The organism is Anabaena sp. PCC 7938 (genome assembly GCF_049315035.1).
Taxonomy (GTDB): Bacteria; Cyanobacteriota; Cyanobacteriia; order Cyanobacteriales; family Nostocaceae; genus Anabaena; species Anabaena cylindrica.
Genome location: NZ_CP186034.1, coordinates 650,219 through 674,011, shown reverse-complemented (window position 1 = coordinate 674,011; position 23,793 = coordinate 650,219). Strand labels below are relative to the sequence as shown.

At 37.6% G+C, this 23,793-nt stretch carries 21 protein-coding genes and 1 pseudogene; 9 read left to right on the top strand and 13 right to left on the bottom strand.

Annotated features, from left to right (window positions below; genetic code table 11):
* Nucleotides 1-243: 243 nt before the first annotated feature.
* From ACOWPH_RS03335 to ACOWPH_RS03320, 4 genes are all read right to left on the bottom strand, one after another.
* Nucleotides 244-1,080: a carbohydrate ABC transporter permease gene (locus ACOWPH_RS03335; protein ID WP_015213998.1), complete on the bottom strand. Its 837-nt coding sequence runs from the start codon at nucleotides 1,078-1,080 to the stop codon at nucleotides 244-246.
* Nucleotides 1,077-1,913: a carbohydrate ABC transporter permease gene (locus ACOWPH_RS03330; RefSeq protein ID WP_081593672.1), complete on the bottom strand. Its 837-nt coding sequence runs from the start codon at nucleotides 1,911-1,913 to the stop codon at nucleotides 1,077-1,079. Before ACOWPH_RS03330 ends, ACOWPH_RS03335 begins: the two co-directional genes overlap by 4 nt.
* 319 nt (nucleotides 1,914-2,232) lie before the next feature.
* On the bottom strand, nucleotides 2,233-2,655 hold the full coding sequence (locus tag ACOWPH_RS03325) for a type II toxin-antitoxin system VapC family toxin (protein WP_015213996.1): 423 nt from the start codon (nucleotides 2,653-2,655) through the stop codon (nucleotides 2,233-2,235).
* Nucleotides 2,652-2,906 (bottom strand): FitA-like ribbon-helix-helix domain-containing protein, encoded by a 255-nt coding sequence (locus ACOWPH_RS03320; protein WP_015213995.1) that lies wholly within the window; start codon nucleotides 2,904-2,906, stop codon nucleotides 2,652-2,654. The genes ACOWPH_RS03325 and ACOWPH_RS03320 overlap by 4 nt, the downstream gene beginning before the upstream one ends.
* A gap of 159 nt (nucleotides 2,907-3,065) precedes the next feature.
* On the opposite strand from ACOWPH_RS03320, the gene ACOWPH_RS03315 reads away from it, so the two are divergent.
* From ACOWPH_RS03315 to ACOWPH_RS03305, 3 genes are read left to right on the top strand one after another with little or no spacing between them, the layout of a single operon-like run.
* Nucleotides 3,066-4,442, top strand: a complete 1,377-nt coding sequence (locus ACOWPH_RS03315) for a hypothetical protein (RefSeq protein ID WP_015213994.1) — start codon at nucleotides 3,066-3,068, stop codon at nucleotides 4,440-4,442.
* A 12-nt stretch (nucleotides 4,443-4,454) separates the two neighbouring features.
* Entirely contained in the window at nucleotides 4,455-4,850 is a 396-nt protein-coding gene (locus ACOWPH_RS03310) for a hypothetical protein (protein ID WP_015213993.1), read from the top strand.
* Nucleotides 4,851-4,856: 6 nt separating this feature from the next.
* Entirely contained in the window at nucleotides 4,857-5,210 is a 354-nt protein-coding gene (locus ACOWPH_RS03305) for a hypothetical protein (RefSeq protein ID WP_015213992.1), read from the top strand.
* A gap of 126 nt (nucleotides 5,211-5,336) precedes the next feature.
* Here ACOWPH_RS03305 and ACOWPH_RS03300 read toward each other — a convergent pair whose 3' ends face one another.
* Nucleotides 5,337-6,578, bottom strand: a complete 1,242-nt coding sequence (locus tag ACOWPH_RS03300; protein ID WP_015213991.1) for an ABC transporter substrate-binding protein — start codon at nucleotides 6,576-6,578, stop codon at nucleotides 5,337-5,339.
* 158 nt (nucleotides 6,579-6,736) lie between these two features.
* Between ACOWPH_RS03300 and ACOWPH_RS03295 the strand changes: the two genes are divergently transcribed.
* A complete protein-coding gene (locus tag ACOWPH_RS03295) occupies nucleotides 6,737-8,161 on the top strand; it encodes an MFS transporter (RefSeq protein ID WP_015213990.1) in 1,425 nt (474 codons plus the stop codon).
* Between the two features lie 105 nt (nucleotides 8,162-8,266).
* Here ACOWPH_RS03295 and accD read toward each other — a convergent pair whose 3' ends face one another.
* The 4 genes from accD to leuB form a co-directional block, all read right to left on the bottom strand.
* Entirely contained in the window at nucleotides 8,267-9,217 is a 951-nt protein-coding gene (gene accD / locus ACOWPH_RS03290; protein WP_015213989.1) for an acetyl-CoA carboxylase, carboxyltransferase subunit beta, read from the bottom strand.
* Nucleotides 9,218-9,672: 455 nt separating this feature from the next.
* Nucleotides 9,673-10,494, bottom strand: a complete 822-nt coding sequence (locus ACOWPH_RS03285; protein ID WP_015213988.1) for a prepilin peptidase — start codon at nucleotides 10,492-10,494, stop codon at nucleotides 9,673-9,675.
* A gap of 184 nt (nucleotides 10,495-10,678) precedes the next feature.
* On the bottom strand, nucleotides 10,679-10,939 hold the full coding sequence (locus tag ACOWPH_RS03280; protein ID WP_015213987.1) for a hypothetical protein: 261 nt from the start codon (nucleotides 10,937-10,939) through the stop codon (nucleotides 10,679-10,681).
* Nucleotides 10,940-11,030: 91 nt separating this feature from the next.
* Nucleotides 11,031-12,119: a 3-isopropylmalate dehydrogenase gene (gene leuB / locus ACOWPH_RS03275; RefSeq protein WP_015213986.1), complete on the bottom strand. Its 1,089-nt coding sequence runs from the start codon at nucleotides 12,117-12,119 to the stop codon at nucleotides 11,031-11,033.
* Between the two features lie 218 nt (nucleotides 12,120-12,337).
* On the opposite strand from leuB, the gene ACOWPH_RS03270 reads away from it, so the two are divergent.
* The 3 genes from ACOWPH_RS03270 (at nucleotide 12,338) to ACOWPH_RS03260 (ending at nucleotide 16,331) form a co-directional block, all read left to right on the top strand.
* A complete protein-coding gene (locus ACOWPH_RS03270) occupies nucleotides 12,338-13,192 on the top strand; it encodes a mechanosensitive ion channel family protein (RefSeq protein ID WP_015213985.1) in 855 nt (284 codons plus the stop codon).
* A gap of 325 nt (nucleotides 13,193-13,517) precedes the next feature.
* Nucleotides 13,518-14,468, top strand: a complete 951-nt coding sequence (locus ACOWPH_RS03265) for an ABC transporter ATP-binding protein (RefSeq protein WP_015213984.1) — start codon at nucleotides 13,518-13,520, stop codon at nucleotides 14,466-14,468.
* 42 nt (nucleotides 14,469-14,510) lie between these two features.
* Nucleotides 14,511-16,331, top strand: coding sequence for an ABC transporter permease subunit (locus tag ACOWPH_RS03260; RefSeq protein ID WP_015213983.1), 1,821 nt, complete (start codon nucleotides 14,511-14,513; stop codon nucleotides 16,329-16,331).
* Between the two features lie 284 nt (nucleotides 16,332-16,615).
* Here the strand turns inward: ACOWPH_RS03260 and ACOWPH_RS03255 are convergent, their stop codons facing one another.
* Complete coding sequence (locus ACOWPH_RS03255; RefSeq protein WP_015213982.1) at nucleotides 16,616-17,428, bottom strand: pentapeptide repeat-containing protein; 813 nt, start codon at nucleotides 17,426-17,428, stop codon at nucleotides 16,616-16,618.
* A gap of 397 nt (nucleotides 17,429-17,825) precedes the next feature.
* Here ACOWPH_RS03255 and ACOWPH_RS03250 point away from each other — a divergent pair, with 397 nt between their 5' ends.
* Nucleotides 17,826-18,821: a phosphodiester glycosidase family protein gene (locus tag ACOWPH_RS03250; RefSeq protein WP_015213981.1), complete on the top strand. Its 996-nt coding sequence runs from the start codon at nucleotides 17,826-17,828 to the stop codon at nucleotides 18,819-18,821.
* 34 nt (nucleotides 18,822-18,855) lie between these two features.
* Here the strand turns inward: ACOWPH_RS03250 and ACOWPH_RS03245 are convergent.
* Nucleotides 18,856-19,010: pseudogene (locus tag ACOWPH_RS03245) on the bottom strand (ISKra4 family transposase); the annotation flags it as partial.
* 201 nt (nucleotides 19,011-19,211) lie between these two features.
* Between ACOWPH_RS03245 and purT the strand changes: the two are divergent.
* Nucleotides 19,212-20,381 carry a formate-dependent phosphoribosylglycinamide formyltransferase gene (gene purT / locus ACOWPH_RS03240; protein WP_015213980.1) on the top strand — a complete coding sequence of 390 codons (1,170 nt, stop codon included), beginning with the start codon at nucleotides 19,212-19,214 and terminating at the stop codon, nucleotides 20,379-20,381.
* Nucleotides 20,382-20,488: 107 nt separating this feature from the next.
* Here the strand turns inward: purT and ACOWPH_RS03235 are convergent, their stop codons facing one another.
* Together ACOWPH_RS03235 and crtH are read right to left on the bottom strand one after the other, a co-directional pair.
* Entirely contained in the window at nucleotides 20,489-21,898 is a 1,410-nt protein-coding gene (locus tag ACOWPH_RS03235; protein ID WP_015213979.1) for a serine hydrolase, read from the bottom strand.
* A 90-nt stretch (nucleotides 21,899-21,988) separates the two neighbouring features.
* Nucleotides 21,989-23,539: a carotenoid isomerase gene (gene crtH, locus ACOWPH_RS03230; protein WP_277882415.1), complete on the bottom strand. Its 1,551-nt coding sequence runs from the start codon at nucleotides 23,537-23,539 to the stop codon at nucleotides 21,989-21,991.
* Nucleotides 23,540-23,793: the final 254 nt, after the last annotated feature.

Here is a 23,793-nt window from a genome sequence, read left to right as displayed (position 1 = left end):
ATAAAACCGACGGGGAGAACTAGAACACCCCTAATCCCTGAACTAAAAGCTATCGGGATTACTTTACGTAAAATGTTCTCGCTATCATTAACATCAGCATGAATCAGTTTACCATTAGCTGCTCTATGCTGTTGCTGAACTGAGTTTCTCCATAAGTAAGAATAGGGTCAAGAGCGGGTATGAGAATGGGGACATTTTATTTTTTGATATAAATCTTTATAAATAAATTTACATTTTGTAAAGTTAACCTTTCCCTCCTGTAAAAGTTACGCCTTGAATAAAGTAGCGGTTGAAAAAGGCATAAATTCCCAAAGCTGGTAGGGTGAATATGATTGAAGCTGCCATAATGTAATTCCAATAGCTGATATATTGACCTTTAAAGCTATTCAACCCTAAGGGTAGGGTAAACATCTCTGGGTCAAATAAAATCACTAGAGGTAGTATAAAATTATTCCAACTGCCCATAAATACAAAAACAGCCTGTGCTGCTAGTGCTGGTTTTGCTAGGGGTAAAACAATATCTCGAAAAATCTCCCAGGTGTTGAAACCATCTAATTGGGCTGCTTCTTCTAATTCTTGAGGAAAATTAACGAAAAACTGCCGCATCATAAAGATAAAGGTGGCGTTTACCATACTGGGTACAATCATGCCTTGGTAAGAATTGAGCCAACCCAACGCCTTTAAAATCAAAAATGTGGGAATTAGGGTAATTTGTGCGGGTACTGCTAGTACAGCTAAAATCAGGAAGAACCAAAAACGTTTACCGACGAATCGCAGTCTAGCTAAGGCATAACCAGCCATTGAATTGAGAATTAAGTTTAAAAGCGTGACGCTAAGTGCGATCGCAATACTGTTGAATAACCAGCGGAAAAATAGCGGTTCTTGGAAAAAGATTTGCTTGTAGTTATCGAGAGTAAAATTTTTGGGGATGAAATTTGGCTCACCACTGATGATTTCTGACAGCGGTTTGAAGGATGCAGAAAGCGCCCAGAGGAAGGGAATCAGGGTAATTAAGGCATAAATTGTCAAAAAGACGTATAAGAGGAGTTTAAGACAGAGAGAGCCAGAGATACGAGTCAAATCCTGTCACCTCCAAAGACTTTCCGTTGAATTAGAGTGATAGTAATGATGACTGCTGCGAGTAAAAATGCGATCGCAGCGGCATATCCCAATTGTAAATTTCTAAATACGGCTTGATAAATTAGCAATACCACTGTCAAAGTTGCATTATTAGGGCCACCAGTCCCACCAGAGAAAATATAAGATTGGTCAAATAGTTGAAAAGTGCCAATTATTCCCACTGTCACCACAAAAAACGTCACAGGTTGCAGCCAGGGAAGAGTAATGTAAACAAATCTTTCCCACCAATTTGCACCATCTAATTCTGCTGCTTCATAAAGTGTTTTGGGAATATCCTGTAAAGCTGCTAAATAAATCACCATATAAAAAGGCGCAGTTGACCAAATGTTCATCATCATGATGCCTTTGAGGGCAACTGCTGGATCTCCTAACCAGTTATACTTAGGCAATCCGATCAAGGCGAGAAAATCATTTAGTAATCCATCAGTGTTATAAATCCACATAAAGATGAGTGTTAGCACCGCAGAAGATGTAACTGTAGGTAAAAAATAAAGAATCCGCCACCAGCTTTTACCACGAATACCAGAATTTAAAGTTACGGCTAAAATTAAAGCTAAAATAGTTTGACTGGGTACGACAATAGCAACATATTGTGCTGTATTTTTTAAAGCAATCCAAACCTGTTCATCTTCTAGCAACCGGGTAAAATTGCGAAAACCAATAAATTTATAATCAATACCGCCTAAAAGTTGAACTTTGTGGAGAGAAAGAAAGACAGCGTAGAGAATTGGTAAAACTACAAAAGTGCCTAAAACGAGAATTGTAGGCATCATAAAAAGATACCCTGTTAGGTTTTCTGTAATTTTCCAGCGTGGGTTTCTGTGTTGTCTGTTAATTGGAAACACAAATAAACCTCGACAATCTTCTATAATTTTACAAATGTTATCTCGTTTATCTCGTTCCCAGTCTCTGACTGGGAATGCCTTCTGCGAGGTTCTACCTCCTATCTAAAAGTCGTCTTCAGTATATTTACACAATAACAGAAGGCAGAGCCTTAAAAATTATATTCCCAGGTAGAACCTGGGAACGAGAGAAAGGCTTTTTTATAGTTATAAATATCAGACTTAATTGGTGATATTTTAGTAATTAAATTTATTGTAAATCTTCTATCCAACACAAATAGCTAAACAGCTTATCGTTAGACAGCGCATTATAAAATCTTTCATCAGCCGTTACCATTTGACAATCGTTATTCACAGCTAAAGCTAGATATAAACAATCATAAACAGCTTGTTGAACTCTTACGGCGATTTCTAAAGCCATTGGCATTAAAGAAGAAGATAAGCAAATTTGCAAAGGTAATCCTAAAAGTGATTCCAAATCATTTTGAGCATCATCTAAGGTCATTTCTCCCCGACGTACACGCTTCCAGAAAATATTTGCAATTTCTGGGAAAAAGAAATCAGGAACTAATAATTGGTAATTTGGTTTATTTAAACGTAATGCTGCTTGCGAATGGATTTCCGGTAACACCCATTTAATACCCACATTAGCATCTACCACAAATTTATTCAACGGTTTCTGTCCTCACGCAAAAGTTCAACACTGTCACTAAAAGTTTTACCTAAATGACGTTGACGTGCAGCATCTATTTTTGCCCATGCTTGTGCTTGAGAAGATTCTTGATTGACTAATTTATCCTCTACAAAATTTTCTAATATTGCCTTGACTTCATCTTCTAAACTGCGGTTATGGCTTTGAGCTAAAACCTGTATTTTTTCTAATACAGAAGGATTAATATTTCCTATTACAACCTGAGTCGTCATATTGCCTCATTATGGCTACAGAACAATTTACAACAAACTGCATTATATACACAATAACATAAGGCCGAGCCTTCAAAACTGCATTCCCTGGTAGAACTTGGGAACAAGAGATAGTATAATTAGGTATAATTTTATGTATAATTTAGTCAAAAATAGCGAATGGTTCTCATCCGACCTAGAATAACTGATTTCCACGACATCACAGCAACCCAAACACAGTTAGATTTTGCCATAGCATTTCTAGATGAAGATATTCCCCTCTATGTTGACCCTTTTCTTTTATGGAAGTCTCCCTCATTACAAGACCAGGCACTTCATACCACTCTCATTAATGCCTTTAACCACCTAAATTTTCTTGTTCAGAAAGGCAAAACAGATGAAGCTCGAAACAACCTAATTCTTGCGTCTGAGTGCCAAGAAGTGGGACTTGGTTTGTCAAAAAACCGAAAAGGTGTCAGGATTAGTGCTAATAAAGCAGATGAGATTATCTCTATATTCCAAAAAATTCCAGAGTATGGGAAATTTGGCTTCGTTCACTTTGAGGAAATACAGTTTTATGTAGATGGAATCTCAAAAGATCGTATTAGTGACATCTCCTGTAATTTTATCAAGTCATTTTTAATAGACTATACCATACAACAATGTGAAGAAGTAGGAATACCACTAGATAAAACTAATGTTTCTTCATTATATGAATACCGTAAAAACGCATTTCTTCTAGATGAAGAAATCGCATTACCTGTTCATCCCGTAACCAAACAACCTTTAATTTTTGTCCCTAAGAGATGGCTAAAATTCTCTCCCTGGATAAACTTTGAGGACTACTTTAAAGAATATTGCCCTCGTGATGAAATTTTTAACCCTGGTGAACCAGAGGAACGTGTTAAAGTTTTAAACTTCAACAGAGAGAATTATGGCGTTGTGCAGGAATATATCAAGGTAAAAGAACGAACTCAAGAAGACTGTAAAAATGATCCTCTCTTTAAACAGATACCTGTTCTTTCCGCCAAACGGAAATTAACTGAAATACAAAAACTGCCTACGGGAAAAGAAGACCAGGCAGACATTCAGTACGAAAATAATATCTGTCAACTTCTTGCATCCCTTCTCTATCCAAATCTTGATTTTGCAGTCGATCAAAGTCGTACAGATTCTGGAAGACTGATTAGAGACCTTATATTCTACAATAATCGGTCAATAGATTTTCTTGAAGAAATTTATCAAGACTATGGTAATAGACAACTTGTATTTGAATTAAAAAATGTGAAGGCAGTTGAGCGTGAACATATTAACCAACTTAACAGATATCTTGATTCTGGACTTGGTAAATTTGGTATTCTTGTTACAAGAAATCCTCTTTCTAAAGCGATGTTTAGCAATACTGTTGATTTATGGTCTGGTCAAAGACGATGTATCATCACGCTTACAGATGAGGATATCTCATTAATGGTTAATGTCTTCGATGGTAAGCAGCGATCACCAATTGATGTCCTCAAAAAGAAGTATGTGGAATTCCGTCGATCATGTCCTTCATAAAAGGTGAAATATATGAAGCGTAAAGATGTTGATGAGTTTGAAAAAATATCTGGTCAGATGCAAGGATTTTACGATGAGCTTTCGGTTTTATCTAAAAAATCTCCCAATGATGGAGTTAATAAGTTTAAACTCAACTTTGTTAATAAATTATTGAATGATTCAAATGAATTCCTTGGAGAGAAATATCGACCTTTTGAAGATTTTGATATAGATGATGTACCAATAAACAGTGATGTAGTATTCATCCTTTCTCAGTATCTACAATGCTTTGAAAAATTGCGTGCAGATAATGTAAAATACAAGTCTACAAATTGGTATTGGGTAATAGATGCAGAAGAACATGAACCTGGAGATGAATCAGGCAAAGTTTACATTGAAACAATTCGTCCAAAACGCTTAAGAGAATAAATCCTTATGGTTAAAAAAGATCAAAAACAGACGAGTCATGAAAAAGTTGAACTGTACAAAGTCATAATTCTTTTGCTGGAGGCTATGCAAGAAGAGTTTCAGGAACTTACTAAGAAAAAGCCAGAAGCGGTGCTAAATAAGAGTAAAGTAAAAATTGTCAATCGACTTTTAGAAAGCTGTCGTAAAGTGCTTGATTTGGAGGCATCACTTGAATATCTTGATCTCATGGATGAAGATGATATTCCTCAGAATAGCGATGTAGCACTTATGTTATCTCAGTATGTAGCTGCTATGAGACAATTTAAATCTACTTATTATGTTCATGATGGTAAAGAGTATCGTTGGTTTATTGATCAATAAAACTGTTACTCAACCTAAATTTGGTAGTAGAAGAATAAAAATGTAGGTTGGGTTGCGCTTTGCTTAAACCAACACAATCATCAATATTGTATTTAAATGTTGGGTTTCCTTCCTCAACCCAACCTACTATTCCATCATTTTAATCTGCTGATTAGCGTTATTCTGCGCCCTCAACATCGCCTGATTTAATGGCTGTTCCCCCAACAAAGCACTCAAAAACTGATTATCAAAATTATTCACAATTGCTGCTGGATACTCCCCTACTTGCCAAGGAGTAGCGTAATTAACTCCCGCTACTAAAGCAGATCTTAAAGGATCTTGATCGTAACCCAATTTTGACGCTACAGATTTACGAGTTGGTAAAGCGAAACCTGTTCTTGTCCACTTTGTCATTCCTTCTTTGCCGGTGAGGTAAGAAATTAATTCCCAAGCTGCTTTTTTATGCTTTGTTTGTTTATTCATTACATAGGCAACAGTATAAACCATTGTGCCTTTTTTATTATTAATTTTTGGGACTTCTGCTGTTGCAAAATCTATCTGCGGGAAGGTTTCTTGAAGGTAAGGAATAGCCCAGTTACCTTCTATCACCATTGATACTTTACCTTGACCAAACATATCACTACCAGAACTAGCACCAACATCAGAAGAAAGGGCTGAAGTTTGTTTTTTTCGATATTGCTCTATTACCAAATTTAAACCTTTTAAGGCTGCTTCATTAGCAAAAGCTGCATAACCATTTTTATCAATTAATTTTCCACCAAAAGCTTTAATTTTATAAGCCTGACGTGCTAATTCTGGACTTTCTCCAAAGCCATATTTATTAACTTTTCCTGTTAATCTCTGAGAATAGCGGCGTAATTCATCCCAAGTCGTTGGGGGACTTTTTAAACCTGAGTGATTGAAAGCTTTTTTGTTATAAAATAAGGCTAATGTGGAATAGTCTTTAGGAAGACCGTAAATATGATTTTGGTATTTAAATATATTCAGTAAATTCTTTTCAAAGTCAGCTAAATCAAATTCAGGTTTAATGTAACTATCTAGAGGTTCTAAAACATTTTGATTCATCAAAAAAGGAGCTTCTAACGCATCTAGATAAAATACATCTGGTGCGGCTTCTCCGATTAAACGGGTTTTAATTACATCCATGTATTGATCAGAAATTACTTCATATTTAACTTTGATAGTTGGATGTTTGGCTTCAAAGTTTTGTAATACCTGTTTAAGGAGTTTTTGTTCTACAGGGGAACCGCCCCAACCACTGAGTTTAATGGTGACTGATGATGTACTGGTTGGTGGTAGAAGGTGACAACTAATAAAAATAGTTGCTGTTACTAATGCCCAAAAATATAACCATTTACGTTTGTTCACAGACAGATAAAAGTTTTTCTTTATTTTCTTACATCTGCTGTAACTCAGGACTGATATTTAACTAATCTAAATTTTTGTTGAGAAATAGTAGATAAAATAACAAATAATTGTCATTTACTAAATTTGTGCTATGTTGCGACATCTGTAGATGATAACTTATGGACTCTGTTCAAGTTGAAACGGTTGCATCTTTAAATCTGGAAATTCCTCAGATTGAGTCATTAACAACAGTCCTATCTTCTCAATCTCAACCTAGCTTTCGTTTTCCTAAAAATGCTATTCGTACCAGTTTGCAGGCATCTACTTTAGATGCTATTTTTGCAGCGATTTTTTCTATTACTACTGGGGGGATTTTACTTGGTAACTTTTTGGTAGAGTTGGACGCTAGTCCAGTTATTTTTGGAATGCTTTCCTCGATTCCCATGCTGGTAAATCTGATTCAGCCGTTGGGTGCTTATATTTCAGAACGCACTACTAGCCGTTTTCAGTATTCTGCGCTTGTTTATGGGATTTCTCGGCTATTGTGGCTGATTTTAGTAATAGGTATTATCGGTACAAGTTGGGGAGTTATAAATTCTCAGCAGTTGGTGATATTAACTCTGTTAATCGTTTTTTTTAGTCATCTTTCAGGTGGGCTAGGAAGCGCATCTTGGATGAGTTGGTTAGCAATAATTGTTCCCCGACGTTTGCGTGGGAGATATTTTGGAATCCGCAATAGTGCTACCAGTTTGACTAATTTGTTGTGTGTTCCTTTAGCTGGGTTAGCTGTTTCCCATTGGTATGGGGGAACTCTCCAAGGTTATGGGGTGATTTTGTTTGTAGGGATTTTGTTTGGGTTAGTTAGTTTGGGATGTCAGTATTTCAAAATTGATGTTAATCCCCAATTACAAAATACTTGTATAGTTAATTCTTCGGTAAGCAGCAAGATCGAATTGGGTGAAATAACTATTAGTGATACGGTATCAGTTCCTCAAAAGCAATGGGACGATAAAATTTGGCAAAACTCTAATTTTTGGATATTTATACTGTATTTCAGTTTATGGATGTTGGCTTTTAATCTCTGCGCCCCTTTTGTTAATCTTTATTTGCTAGAAACTTTAAATATAGATGTGGGTTGGGTAACGGTTTATAGTAGTTTGCAAGCGGGGGCAAATTTGCTGATGTTTGTGCTGTGGGGTAAGTTAGCAGATAAGGTGGGAAATCGCCCAATCTTGATATTTGTGGGGATTATTGTGGCTGTTACGCCTTTGCTGTGGTTCGGAATTAGTAATAGTAATTTAGATGTTTGGTTGTGGCTACCACTATTACATATTTTTGTGGGTGGTACTGGGGCGGGGGTGGATTTATGTAATAACAATATGCAAATTGGGATTACACCTGTTAGGAATCAGTCTATCTATTTTGCGATCGCAGCTGCTATTGCTGGAGTCACTGGTGCATTAGGGACAACGATTGGCGGTTTTATCGCCCAATCTCCGCATTTTGGCGGTTTATTAGGCTTATTTGCCCTCTCTACTATATTCAGACTAGCAGCATTAATACCGCTGATTTTTGTTAAAGAACAGGGAAGAGGTGACAGGTGACAGGTGACAGGTGACAGGTGACAGATGGAAAAAGGCAAAAGAAACATAAATATTACTCCTCTGCCCCCTGCCCCCTGCTCCCTGCTCCCCTGCCTCTTCCCCAACCTACTCCGCAACAGTAGAAGTCAAACTCATGGTTTCCCACAGAACCATATTGGGTGCAGTTGGTATTGGCTGGTGTAAAGCAATTAGCTGTGTCAAAGTGTTCTTTAATTGGGTACGGGGGACGATATCATCCACAAACCCATGCTTGAGTAAATCTTCAGCGGTTTGGAAATCTTCGGGTAGTTTTTCTCTCAAGGTTTGTTCAATGACTCGTCTACCAGCAAAACCGATTGTGGCTTTTGGTTCAGCAATGATGATATCACCCAACATGGCAAAACTGGCTGTAACGCCTCCTGTGGTGGGATTAGTTAAAATGGGAATGTATAATAAACGGGCATCTTGATGGCGTTGTAAAGCTGCGGATATTTTGGCCATTTGCATTAAGGAGAGCATTCCTTCTTGCATTCTCGCACCGCCGGATGTGCAGATGATAACTACAGGATAGCGGCGTTGTGTGGCTTGTTCAATCATGCGGGTGAGTTTTTCACCGACAACGGAACCCATGCTACCACCCATAAAGCGGAAGTCCATGACTCCCAAAGCGATGGGTAAACCGTTAATTTGACCTATACCTGTTTTGACTGCATCTATTAAACCAATTTTTTCTTGGGTTTCCCGCAAGCGATCGCTATAAAGTTTGCGATCGCGGAATTGTAAGGGATCTGTCGGTCGCAAATGCTCATCTAAAGGTTTCCAGGTATTTGCATCAATCAATTGACGGATACGTTCATCGCTATCTATCCGATTATGATGACCACAGTCCACACAAACCATTTGATTGGCTTTCAGGTCTTTTGCATAACTTAAAACACCACATTTAGGGCATTTATGCCACAAACCATCAGCAATTTCCCTTTCTTGGCGTTCTAAGCTGGTAGATCCTGATTTCCGCCGATTTGCAAACCAATCAAATAAAGACTTTAAACCGCGTGATTCTTCGTTGTTTGCCATTTTTATCTTATTTAAGTAGGTACTAGGTCACAAACAGGTCAATCAATTTAGAATTTTAGATTTGAGATTGACCTTACCCGCTTTTCAGGTGGGTGTAAAAAATTGTTTGACTACATCATCAAAATTGCCCTTTTTAGCAAGTCAAACCCGATGGGAGCCTATTTTAGCTTGTCAGTTTAATAACAATGATTTTGCCAATAATTAAGTCTATTACTGCCGTCTTAGTGGACTTTATTATATCAAGGTATTGGCAAAGCCTTAAGAATCAAAATCCCCAATTAGAATACCTTTTTATCCCCAATAATCAGGATTTTGCTAGTTGACTAGCAGTCAGAATGTATGCCATTAGTTGTATTATTCAACTGCATATTTGGGGAGCGTAATACTAGTCATAAGCTAATATTACCAAAATATAAAGAGCAAATGGGGTAATGAAGGTTACATTCATATTGTTTTCAAGATACAGGAAGAAACAAACGCAGGTAATGCGACAAAATAGTTTCACCGCTGAAAACAGCAATTACCGCTCCCATAGCTAAGAAAGGCCCAAAAGGCATCTTTTGTCCTATTTTATGACGTGACAGCATAATTGCGCCTCCACCTACTAAAACTCCCAAGGTGCAAGCCATAAAACCAGCTATTAATAAATACTTCCAACCTAACCAAGCTCCCATCATGGCTGCTAATTTGGCATCACCTGCACCCATAACAGCTTGACCATAGGCTAGGGAACCAAGAATTGAGATACCATCAAACAACCATAAACCCATGACTGCACCGAATATACCAAGCATTAAGTAGTTTCCCACCCCTACCCAGCTATTTGTTGATAGAAAACCAACACCCATTTGAAAGATTAAGCCCAATATCAACCCGGATTGAGTCAGTGGGTTAGGTAAGGTCATTGTATCCCAATCTACAAGGGATAGTGCCAATAACCAACTACAAAAAGCCCAATAACCGATGGTTAAAATTGAAAATTGAAAAACCCAAAATACGATTAAAAATATGATGCCTGTTATCCCCTCGACTAAGGGATAACGGCGAGAAATCTTGCTTTTACAATATCGGCATCGCCCTTTTAACCACAACCAACCCAAGACCGGTACGTTATCGTAAGATTTGAGCTTGTTTAAGCAATGAGGGCAACGAGAAGGTGGCCAAAGTACTGATAATCCAGCGGGTAGACGATAAACTACAACATTGATAAAGCTACCAATTGATGCACCTAAAGCAAAGACAATGATACTCGCAGGGACGAAGATCAAAATGTCCATATAGTATTTTGTTCATGAGTTATTAGTCAGTGGTTAAACCGTCCATTTTGAAACCTGGAGTTTTTAAGTAGAGTATATTATTCAGTTCTGGGTTGAGTTCTGAGCTTTACCCTAATTCCCAAAAAACTATGGCTTTCAAGTTATAACCGGTTTAGTTTCTCCCCCTATTCCCTATTCTCTATTATTAGTACATATACGATTCTATCTGATTCAATGGTATAAAACATTCTTGTGGCAATAGTACTGGATGTTGAGTAAAAATCACCTTACCCCGATGAGTTACTAGACTAATTGCTACTCCTGAAGGTTGCCCAACAATTTCGGGATGTACTTCACAGTAGGTATAGTAGATGTATCCAGCGGCTTTAATAATGGTGGGATCAACCAAAGGCATCTGGTTTTTTGGGGCGGGAAAATTCGCCTGTCCTTGTTGTGCAACGTACACTATTGGTGTTTATGTGATTTATAGATTTGCTTCTAGTTTATCCGAAACTTCCCGCAAAGAATGTTAAAATCCTCAACGTTAAATGAGGAAATTATTTTGCTTCTAGGATTTGAATCAATGCATTGCCCATAGCGCGACAACCCAAAAGATTCATGCCTTCAGACATAATATCTCCTGTGCGATCGCCTTGTTGTAAAACTTGTAACACTCCATTTTCAATCAAATCCGCCGCTTCTGGTTGATTTAAGGCATAACGTAACATCATCGCTGCACTCAAAATCTGTGCTAAAGGGTTAGCTTTATCAAGTCCAGCAATATCTGGGGCTGAACCATGAACGGGTTCATAGACACCAGGGCCAGAAGCACCCAAACTCGCAGAAGGCAACATCCCAATACTACCAGTGAGCATAGCCGCCGCATCAGAAAGAATATCACCAAATAAATTCCCTGTCACAATTGTGTCAAATTGTTTGGGAGCGCGTACTAACTGCATTGCTGCATTATCAACATATAAATGAGATAGTTCAATATCTGGATATTCTGCGGAAAGTTTAGTGATACATTCTCGCCACAGTTGAGACACTTCTAATACATTAGCTTTATCTACCGAACAGAGTTTTCCTCCCCGTTTCCGTGCTGTTTCAAAAGCTACTTTGCCAATTCTGTCAATTTCTGATTCGGTGTAAACCATCGTATTTACACCACGTTTCTCACCTGTTTCTGTAGCAAAAATGCCCTTAGGCTTACCAAAATAAATCCCACCGGTGAGTTCCCGCACCACCATAATATCTACGCCTTCCACTACTTCCCGTTTTAAGGTGGAAGCATCAATTAACTGGGGTAAAATTTTCGCAGGACGCAAATTTGCAAAAAGTTCTAAACCTGCACGTAGTCCTAATAAACCTGCTTCTGGGCGTAAATGAGAGGGTAGAGAATCCCATTTGTAACCACCAATAGCAGCAAGTAAGACGGCATCGCTATCGCGGCACATATCCAAGGTAGCAGATGGTAGGGGTTCACCTGTTGCGTCAATTGCAGCACCACCAATCAAAGCTGTTTGAAATTCAAACCGAATATCAAAATGTTGTCCGACGACTTTCAGCACGTCTACCGCTACGGCCATAATTTCGGGGCCAATGCCATCACCGGGAAGTAGTGTAATACGGTAGTTCTGAGTCATAGCTAAATTTGATGATGTAAAAATTGAGGTGGACTAAATATCATACCTAGAAATCGTACCAAGATAATTTTTCTTTTGCTTAATATTGGAATAATTAAGAAATATTGCCAATTTTAAACAAAGTTCTGTTAAAAAATTAAAAAAATATATCTATACGCCTTTTTACTCTAATTAGCTGTATTTTGATTGTGTTAAATACATAAACAACAGAATAATTTATGGATTTCCAGCAGATTGGCAAAGTGGCTGCCGAACTGTTAACTACAGTTGGACTCAAAGTTGTCGGTGCAATTCTTCTCTGGATAATTGGCCAAAAATTAATTGAGTTTGGGATAAAAGGATTAAGACGTGTATTCAGAAGCCAAAGCGTTGAGCCAACACTCATTAGCTATCTGTTAAATATCATTGCCATAACATTAAGAATTGTTTTGGTTGTGGCAATTCTTGGCTTTTTTGGTGTAGAAACAACCTCCTTTGCTGCATTACTGGCTGCGGTTGGTATTGCTATTGGTGCTGCATGGGGAGGATTGTTAGCAAACTTTGCCGCAGGTGCATTTTTAATTATTTTCCAACCCTTCAAAGTTGGCGATTTTATTACAGCAGGAGGTGTAACAGGAACAGTTGTGGAAATTGGACTTTTTACAACTACTTTAAACACACCAGATAATGTGATGACGATTGTGGCAAATAACAAAATATTTGCTGATAATATCCAGAATTATTCCGCTAATCCTTACCGTCGTGTTGATCTATTGGCTCAACTAGCTCATGATGTTGATCATAATCAAGCGATCGCACTGTTGAAAACCAGAATCAGCCAAATCCCTAACGTGCTTACAGATCCAGCACCAGATATAGAAATTCTCACCTTTAACTTGGCTGGCCCCGTTCTAGCAGTACGTCCATATTGCAATAATGATCACTACTGGCAAGTGTATTTCGACACTAATAAAATCATCCGTGAAAGCTTTGGTGAAGCTGGTTATCCAGTTCCCGAACAGCGTTATACAGTCAATGGTTCATCTCCAAATGGAGGAAACCTTTTGATCTCCATGCCATCAGAAATAGGTTAATAAAACCCGATACTAAAATATAAAATCAATAATTTCATCTCAAAATTTAAGTGATGAAACTTAACAGTAGGTGAGGCAAATGCCTTACCTGTTTTATTTAGATACAGCGGATTGCAGATCAACGAGGCACAGAATCTAAATTCAAAGCCATACACCAAGCCAGTTTTACTTCTTCTTCCTTCTTCCTTCTTCCTAACTCCTAACTCCTAACTCCTGCTGTATGTGTAGTTTTCATCAAGCCCGTTTCCATTTCCGAAACCATTCTGATAACCGCTGTAGAGAAAGGTTAGCTTAACTGTTAAACACAAGCCGCATCTCAGCCGTGATGGTAAAAGAAATAGCAATTAGTACCCGTGGATTAACTAAGCAATTTGAACGACACGTTGCAGTGAACGATGTTGACTTAGAAATTCAGATGGGCGAAGTTTACGGATTAATTGGCCCCAATGGTGCAGGTAAAACAACTTTAATTAGAATGTTAGCCGCAGCAGAAGAACCAACTACAGGAGAGATTTATATTAATGGTGTTCCCTTACTTCGTGATCAAAGCAACTCCAACCTCAAGCGTCACCTGGGTTATTTACCTGATGACTACCCACTCTATGAAGATTTAACAGTTTGGGATTATCTAGATTATTTTGCTCGTTTATATCGCTTGCGGGAACCACGTCGCACACAACGTCTACACGAAGTTTTAGAACTCATCCAACTTGGTAATAAGCGTAACAGCATAATTTCTACCCTCTCACGGGGGATGAAACAGCGTTTAAGTTTAGCCCGCACCATAATCCACGAACCAATTTTACTACTTCTAGACGAACCGGTTTCTGGTCTTGATCCCATTGCGAGAATGCAGTTTCGGGAAATTATCAAAGCTTTGCGAGAAGCGGGAATGACAATATTAATTTCTTCCCATGTTCTTAGCGACTTAGCGGAGTTGTGTACCTCCGTGGGCATCATGGAACTAGGATTTCTGGTAGAAAGTGCCTCACTACAACAACTTTATCAACGTTTAGCCCGACAGCAGATTTTAATATCAACTTTGGGCAACATAGATGCATTGGTGAGTGAACTTAAAAATTATCCCTTGGTGGAAGAGTGGGAAGTAATACCTAGTAAAAATAGTGTGCGGGTGAATTTTTCGGGAACACAGGAAGATGGCGCTGAATTATTGCGATCGCTTATCAGTACAGGTATACCCTTAACTGACTTTCACTGCACCCAAGAAGACCTAGAAACTATTTTCCTTAAATTAGGTCATAAACAAGCATCCTAATTAGTTAATAATTCTCAGTTTTAAATTTTGGAGATTTTTTCTATGATGCTCAATTTTATAGACAGAGTAGGTGAATGGAATCCCCAACTATTCCGAGAACTGAAAGGACGATTTAAACCTTTTAATGTCCTAATTGCTGTTGCATCATCCTTCCTACTGCAACTTATAGTTTTTCTATTTCAATTACGAGAATTTCCCGATGACAAATACTCTCTCAGGGCAAATTATTGTACTTTGAAACAAGGATATCAAAACCAAGAACAACAACTTTTCCATCAGCAAGAAATACTTTACCAAAAAATAGCTAACTATCGACAAATTAAATTATCAGACAATACCATAATTCCAAAATTGGAAGCAGAGGTTAAGCAAGTTGGAACACAAATAACTAACTTGCAGAATTATTTATCCCAGAATATTTGTCCCCCCGATCAAATTAACTGGCAATTGTGGTGGAGAGATCATTGGGAATACTTCTTTTTAACATTTAGTGTCATCTTTGTTTTTACACTATTAGTCGCTGGGACTTATTCACTAATTAGCGACTTAGCCAAAGAAGAACAACGTGGAACACTGAATTTTATTCGCCTCAGTCCACAGTCAGAAACTACTATTTTGACTGGAAAAATTCTCGGAGTACCAAGCTTAATTTATCTCTTTGTCTTGACAGCAATTCCTCTACATTTCTGGGCTGGACATTCTGCTAAAATTGCCTCTAGTTATATTGTCAGTTACTACACAATTCTGGCTGCTAGTAGCATTTTCTTTTACAGTGCTGCACTTCTATTTGGTTTAGTTAGTCGCTGGTTTAGCAGCTTTCAACCTTGGTTAGGTAGCGGTGCTATTCTCCTGTTCTTATTTCTGACAATGACATTAGCATCGTCTTACACTAATATCAATAATCCTTTGGCTTGGTTTCGATTGTTCAGCCCTTGGGAGATTACGGCTTATCTGTTTCCTAACTTGTTTCGTGTATATAACGGTTCTGCAATGGAAAATTTGCAGATTTTCTATGTACCAATTGGAAAAAGTTTAGTTAGCTTAGTTGGAATTCATTTAATCAATTATGGAATTTGCACCTACGGTATTTGGCAAGCAATGAAACGCTGCTTCCGTAATCCCAATGCCACTATCTTAAGCAAGGGACAAAGTTATTTATTTATAGCTTTTTCTCAGTTCATGTTTGTCGGATTAGCAATGCAAGACATTGAAAGAAGCAAACAAGATGCTGAGATGATTGCTGTAATAGCATTTCTCAACTTAGCTTTAGTTCTTTGCTTAATTGCTATTCTCTCACCTCATCGGCAAACTGTCCAAGATTGGGCAAGGTATCGACACCAAAATCATAGAAATAAATCTTTATGGCAAGATTTATTTTCAGGCGAAAAAAGCCCTGCATTAATGGCAATAGCAATTAACTTAGTAATTGCTACTATACCTTTGATGGGTTGGATTTCACTCTTACCAGAAGATTTATCCACTAGCAATTTTGGGAAGCTTAAAGCAATTTTAGCTGTCGCTTTATCTGTTAGTTTAATGATGATTTGCGCTACTATTGCTCAGTTAATGTTACTGATGAAAAATCCCAAGCGCCATATCTTTGCAATTGGTACTGTGGCTGTAGTAATGTTTTTACCACCCATTATTTTCCAATTTCTTGGTATCTACGCTTCCAAAAATCCAACTATTTGGCTATTTTCTACCTTTCCTTGGGCAGCCATAGAATACTCTGAAGCTACGACAATTTTCATGGCATTACTAGCTGAATTTACTGTTCTAGCTTTGTTAAACTTCCAATTAACAAGACAAGTGAATGTTTTAGGTGAATCGGCAACCAAGGCATTATTAGCAGGAAGGTCATAATGCACGATTAAAAGTAAAATATTACCAACCTACAACCGTCGGTACAAGTGTTTATCGGCGGTTAAATTTTGTAATAAAATTAATATGGAGAACATAAAAATGCATCATTATTTCTTGCTATGAAAATCCCGTACAAGGCTAAATTTAACATCTCATACTTCACCAAATTTTAAGAATTACGAATCGACAAAATTAATCCCGTCTTAAATCTTCCTCAAAAGCTTATTCCTACTCACCTATAGATGCCATCGCCAGATTAAAAGGAAAAATAAGGAAAAATTCAGTTAGTCGAATTTTGTATCCAATAAATTTGCATATTGAAATGAGGTTATACCAACGCTATTAATTTCTTTGATGACTTGAGTAAAACACAACAAACTCATTCCAACCATAATTAAGGCCAGAATTATATAAAATATTCCCAGTAGGAAATTTCCCGAACTTAAATAAATGGCTGACAAACTACTAATTAAAAACGCTAATCCATAATTATTGATTGACCCAACCATAGCGATCGCAATATTGGTCAGGGTATTTCCCATAATTTTTCCCAAAAAACCTGGAGATGGGGAACCAAGTATAAAACAGATAGCCGCAGAAACTATTGCAGCTATTGCTGCGGATGCGATCGCTAATTGAGGATTGTTATCTGTGCTGCTACCACCGTAATAAAAACCCAATAATGCTGCTGATGCGGCACCTGAGATAATTTTCATCAATCGTTGCCAAATTAAGCTATTTTGGAGAAAGCTTGCGATCGCGCTACTCAATCCGGCTACTACCAAGCTGACAAATAAAGCGATTTTAAACGACCAAGTAATATCCTCTGGTGTCTTCTCAACAACAGCAAAACTCATTGCCGTGATGGCTATAAAACTAGCGATCGCAACGAATACAGTAACTACCATCAATATTATTGTCAACTTCGGACTGCGACCAATTTTGGCACCTAAAAAATTAGCATTTTGTAACTGCGCGTGACTGAAGTTACAACCTCGAATATCTGCACCTCGAAAATCTGCACCCTGTAGTTCGAGTCCTTGAAAGGAACGGTTTTGTAAGTTGCAATTGACAAAGTTACGGTTTTGTTGATTCATAAAGTTGGCTCAAACAAATTTTTCACACATCAATTAAATTTATCAGGAGGTCACATTTCCTTATGCCTTTTACGATAAAATGATTAAATAGGAAAAAAGATCAAAAAAATCAGAATTTACGCATTGATACTAAATACAAAATATGTGTGTCTAAAAAACATATTTATCATATGGGTTTAATGCACGATCGAAGAATGATTTATAAGAGCCTAAAATCTTCTATTTTCCTGGATCAATATCATGATTAATTTGTATAAGTAGAACGGCGCAAAAAACCGAAATATGTAACGGAAAGTAAAATTGCCCAAAAATCTTTTCCCTTCTGCCCTCTACCTCCTACCTTGTCATAATGACAATTTTCAACACCGACCTACTTAGTGCATAAGTCTTAAGAATAATGCTGATCATAGCTAATTTACGTAGATATTTAAATAGGTATTTAAATCAATATTCGCAACAACAAAAATACTTGACCCTTGCTGGAGGCATTTTACTTGTTTCCCCATTAATTTATTATAATTGGTTGCATTTTCTTCGCCCCAATCTCATTGATGAAAAACGAGAGCTATTCAAAGGTGTTATTTATCAGCGTTATACCAAATCAACTCCACGCTCCTTATTAATTCATATTGTTACCATCGATCTGACAACACCGAAAATCAAGCCTTTTGTTACACCAGGAATCGAACTTGGAGATCGTGAAACAATTGCCCAAACAGTTCCAGAATTTTTAACTAAGTATAAATTACAAATAGCGATAAATGGTAGCTATTTTCATCCATTTAGAGAAATTACACCTTGGGATTTCTATCCCCACAGTAGTGAGCAGACTTTTGTACTGGGGCAATTAATTTCCAATGGTAAAATCTATTCTGAACCAGAGAAAAATTGGCATATTTTATGTTTTGACCGCAATAATCGAGTGCAAATTACTGGAAGTATAAATTGCCCTTCGGGTACGGTTCATGGGATAGCAGGTGAAGAGATATTAATATTTCAAAATCAAGTCAAAAATAGTTTTTATCTGCAAAAATATGCGTCGAGTAAGAAAGAACCAAAAGAAAAAGACTTGAAAATAGATAAACCCTATCCCCGTGCTGCTGTTGGTATAGATAAAGAAGGAAAAAAATTATGGTTGGTATTAGTTGATGGAAAACAACCCTTGTATAGCGAAGGGATGACTAAAGCCGAATTGACAAAATTATTTGTGGATTTGGGTGTTTACAGCGCTCTCAATTTAGATGGAGGAGGTTCCACAACTCTGGCTATTTCCACTACCAATAGCAAAAATAACGGTGTGAAATTATTAAACGCAGTCATCCACACTAAATTACCAATGCGCGATCGCCCTGTCGCCAATCATTTAGGTTTTTATGCTGAAAATTTACCCTAAAAATTGCTAGGAGAAAGTCTAATGATTGTCCTTTTTTTGGATTTACACTTTCTAGTATTTGACTACGAACTTTTTTTCTATACTTTCTAAATCTATTAACCAACTCTTATCTGCTTGTTCATACAGTAATAGTAATGTTGACAATTCTGTTACATAGACTTTGATTCTTGCTTGATTTTTTAAAACAATCGTTTTTAACTAACTGGTAATGTGTTGAATGTGGGTTAAAATTATTTAGGACTTACGCAAATGTCACAGTCAACGTATCTTTAGGGTATGTCAAATTCCAAAATTTGGTAACAATCAACCAATTTTTAGCATCTGACTTACCTGACTAAATATGCCAGTTGCCTAAGTTCTATTATTGATGGATATAACCCTAATAAATTCATGAAAAATTCGCTAAAACTACCTCAAAAGTTAATGCTGCTAGGTGCAGGAGAACTAGGCAAAGAATTTGTGATTGCTGCACAACGTTTAGGTAATTATATCATTGCAGTTGACCGCTATGCAAATGCTCCCGCTATGCAGGTTGCTGATTGTGCAGAAGTTATTTCTATGCTTAGTGGTGAGGATTTAGAAACTGTTGTTAACAAACATCAGCCTGATTTTATTATTCCCGAAATTGAAGCAATTAGAACTGAAAAATTACAGGAATTTGAGCAACGGAGAATTACAGTAATTCCTACTGCTGCGGCGACTAATTACACGATGAATCGTGATAGAATTAGAGAATTAGCGCATCAAGAATTAGGCATTAGAACAGCTAAATATGGTTATGCAATAACTTTAGAAGAATTAATTGCCATTTCTGATCAAATTGGCTTTCCCAATGTTGTTAAACCTGTGATGTCATCTTCGGGAAAAGGTCAATCTGTGGTACAAAATAGAATAGAAGTTGAGAAAGCTTGGAATTATGCTATTTCTAATTCTCGTGGTGATAGTCAAAAAGTAATTGTAGAGGAGTTTATTAACTTTGAAATCGAGATTACTTTACTCACAATTAAACAGTGGGATGCACCAACAATTTTCTGTTCTCCTATTGGACACCGCCAAGAAAGAGGCGATTATCAAGAATCTTGGCAACCAGCAGCTATTTCTGAAGATAAAATATTAGCATCTCAAGAGATAGCAAAAAAAGTTACTGATGCCTTGGGTGGTGCGGGAATTTTTGGAGTTGAATTTTTTATTACTAAAGACGAAGTAATTTTTTCTGAACTTTCTCCCAGACCTCATGATACAGGGATGGTAACATTAATTTCCCAAAATTTGAATGAATTTGAATTACATCTGCGGGCAATTCTAGGCTTACCTATTCCCCACATTGAACAATTAGGTTTTTCGGCAAGTGCAGTCATTTTAGCTGCTGAAAAATCAGATTCTATTGCTTTTACTGGTGTTGCTGAAGCATTAGCAGAAAAAGATGTAGATATTAAGCTATTTGGTAAACCTACTGCTCATCCCTATCGACGCATGGGTGTGGCTTTGGCGAAAGGCGCTGATGAGAAAGAAGCGAGGGAAAAGGCAACAAAGGCAGCTAATAAAGTTAAATTAGTTTAACAATCCTCGAAACTCACCCCCAACCCCCTCTATGAACGGAGAGGGGGCTACTATTTTTTTCTTCAACAAATGTAAACAGTCAGAAAATATCTACGAATTTGTCAATTCTATCTAGTAAAACTGTGATCAGAATCAAGTGAAGCAACAGGGATTTGTTGATTTAGATAGTCATAAACTAATCGAGAAACTTCACGAATAAATTCTCTACCTCTCACATCTTTATAAGGACGTTTGACAAAAATTGCAGCTAGATAATGTTTACCATTAGGCATTGTCACGAATCCAGCATTACCAATCAGAAAGCCAATGTCGCCAGTTTTGTGAGCGATAATAGCACCTTTTCCCAAACCTGCTGGAAGCAATGTACGAGTTTTGGTATGGCGTAAAATATCTAAAGCTTGTTCTTTGCTTTGGCTAGAAACTAATTTGTCATTTACTAACAAAGCTAATGCACGCGCCATGTCTTGAGAACTGGTGGTATTAGTTCCTTTAAAGTCGCCTAAAAGATGACGAATAACTGTATTTTTCAGCCCCCAACTACGGAAACGCCCATTGAGTTTTGCTGCTCCACCTAAGCGATCAATAATCATATTGGTGGCGGTGTTGTCACTAATGACGATCATTTTGGTGATGGTTTCCAAAGCGGTATATTTTTTACCAACTCGCTCATATTGCATCACTCCTGAGCCATTTGTGACTAAATCACGCCGCATGGTTAGTTTGTCATCTAAACTAACTCTACCTGCGTCTAATTCTTGAAAAAAGGCCAGCAGAATAGGCAGTTTAATGGTGCTGGCAGCTGGAAAAACGCGATCGCCCCCGATATCTAAATAATCACCATTATCCAAATCCAAAAAGAACATCCCCGTTTGCAGAAAACTGTAACGATTCATTAACGCTTTAATCTGCGGTTCTAAACCCTTCATAGGCGAATGTAAGGGAACCACGCCAGCAAACAGCTTACTCTCAGAAAGATTTGGCGAAGCCTTAATTTCTGGGGTATTTAGCCTCGTGATAGGTTTAGGTAAACGTACAGAAAGATTAGCTGATTTTTTAACAGTAGGGGAAACCTGAATTTGAGGACGATTTAGCCTGCTTAAATTTTGTTTGATGGGCTTGGGTAACTGCACAGACCAATTATTAACTGATTCTTGTTGCAGTTTGACCTGTGCAGGGTCGAAAGTATAACCAGGTGCTAAGGTAACTACTATGCGAGTATTCCCTGGGTTAACTTGTGCTATTTTTACTTCTCTAATTATTACCCCCACCCTTTGACTAACTGGAGAATATCCCAGAGTAACTCCTGGTAAGTCAATAACTAAACGATTAGGGTTAGCAAGCTGTACTTGCGGTTGTACCTGTTCATCTGTGGAGAACTTGAGATGATTACGGTTACTGTCAAAATACCAACTAGCAATAGTGGCTGCTTTGACGGTTGAACCAAATAGGAAAACACTTAAAAAACTGGATAAAAGCCAGCTTGCTTGGAAAAGATTGGTTTTGTGTGTGAGTTGCATGAGTGAGGAGTTATCGAAAAGAGAACGAAAAGCAATTGCTCGCTATTAAAACACAATCTGGAAAATTTGCATGACTCATACGCCAAAAATTCAAAGTCCCAAATCGACAGCAATGCGATGAGCGCAAGCAAACCCAGAAAACGCCACCGCATTCAAACCCTGACCAGGAAAGGTACTATCCCCCACACAATACAGCCCAGGAATAGCTGTACGATTAAAAGGCATTCCCAACAACCCCCATAACTTACGCCTGGGTATAGGGCCATAAGTTCCATCTATGCGACCTAAAAAACGACGGTTGGTCAGCGGTGTCCCTACCTCTAGATAATCTAACCCAGCGTCTAAACCAGGAAAAATCTTTTCTAGTCGTTCAATAATTCTTCCTGCTGCTTGTTCTTTTTTGTTTTCATATTCACTTGGCGTAAGTCCTTGCCAGTCAGCTATCCAGTGCGGTGTAAAAGCATGGATAATGTGGTATCCTTTGGGGGCTAAATCTGGGTCAAGTAGTGTGGGAATAGAAACGAAAATTGTTCCTTCAGCCAACTCCATTTTTTGCCAATCTTCTAGCAAAATGTGATGACACTCTGTAGCAGCCTGTAAAACTGACGCTTTCACCCCCAGATGTAAGCTTAAAAAACTGGGTGATTTTTGATATTTTTGTTGCCAATTTTTCTCATTAGTTGGTATTTTCTCTGACGGTAGTAATTTTTCAAAAGTATCCCAACGAGTAGCATTAGATACAATACGTTTTCCGTGATAAACTTTACCATTAGCTAATTGGACACCTACAGCTTGCCCTTGTTCAGTAAGAATTTTTGTCACCTTAGCTTGGTATTGAATTTTACCTCCAGTTTTTTCTAAACCCTCGACTAATTTTTGGGCAATTTTTCCTACTCCACCTTTAGGATAGTTCACTCCTCCATAGTGTCGATCAGAAAATACCATGCCAGCATTAATCATTGGTGTCATTGCGGCTGGAACTACTGACCAGCAATAACACTCTATATCAATAAATTTTAATAACAGCGGATCTTGAATATAACGCTTTGCTAAATCTCCTACATTCAAGGGTAAATACTTAGCTAAACCCAGACAGGCTAAAGGATGTTGTAAGAATACTCGCAGTAAATATCCTGGTTCTTCTAATGACAGTAATTCAAAGCTATTCAGATAATTAAAAACTTTTTGGCACTCGTCATAAAAGTGCCGAATCCCTTTTTTTTCATGGGGAAAATAAGATGTCAGATTTTGTAAAAATTTTTCATAATTTTGGTCAACTTTAATATCTAAATTGTTAGGTAGATGATAATGAATCTGTACAGGATCTGCTATTGATTCTAAGCTAACATTCACGGATTCTAAAGCGCGGGTAAGTAAGTTGGTTGTGCCTTTTTTCCCTAAACCAAAAATCATTGATGCACCAACATCAAATGTATATCCTTGGTGTTGAAAATAACCAGCGCTACCTCCGGGAATGAGATAACTTTCCAGTACCAGGACTTTAGCTCCTTTTGCTGCTAATTGTGTGGCTGTTACTAAACCACCAATTCCAGAACCAATAACAATGACATCAAATAATTTGTAATTCATAATTTGTGATTCGTAATAGAGCCTATGGCAGAATTTATGAATGTAATTCATAATACCGCTACGCGAATGTAGGCAATTTAATAAAGCCTACAGCAGGATATATGGACTTAATTTAAATGTATTTTACCTTACTGACATTTTATTGGATAATACGCAAATAAAAATTACATTCCCCAAAATAATCAAAAAAAAGAGGGACAAACCTGCTGCTGCTGGCTATCCCGTCTGCCGATCCTTTAAAGAGAGGAGAACACTAGATAATAATATAGCTTTGATTGAGAATATATGTCAACTACTAATGCAAA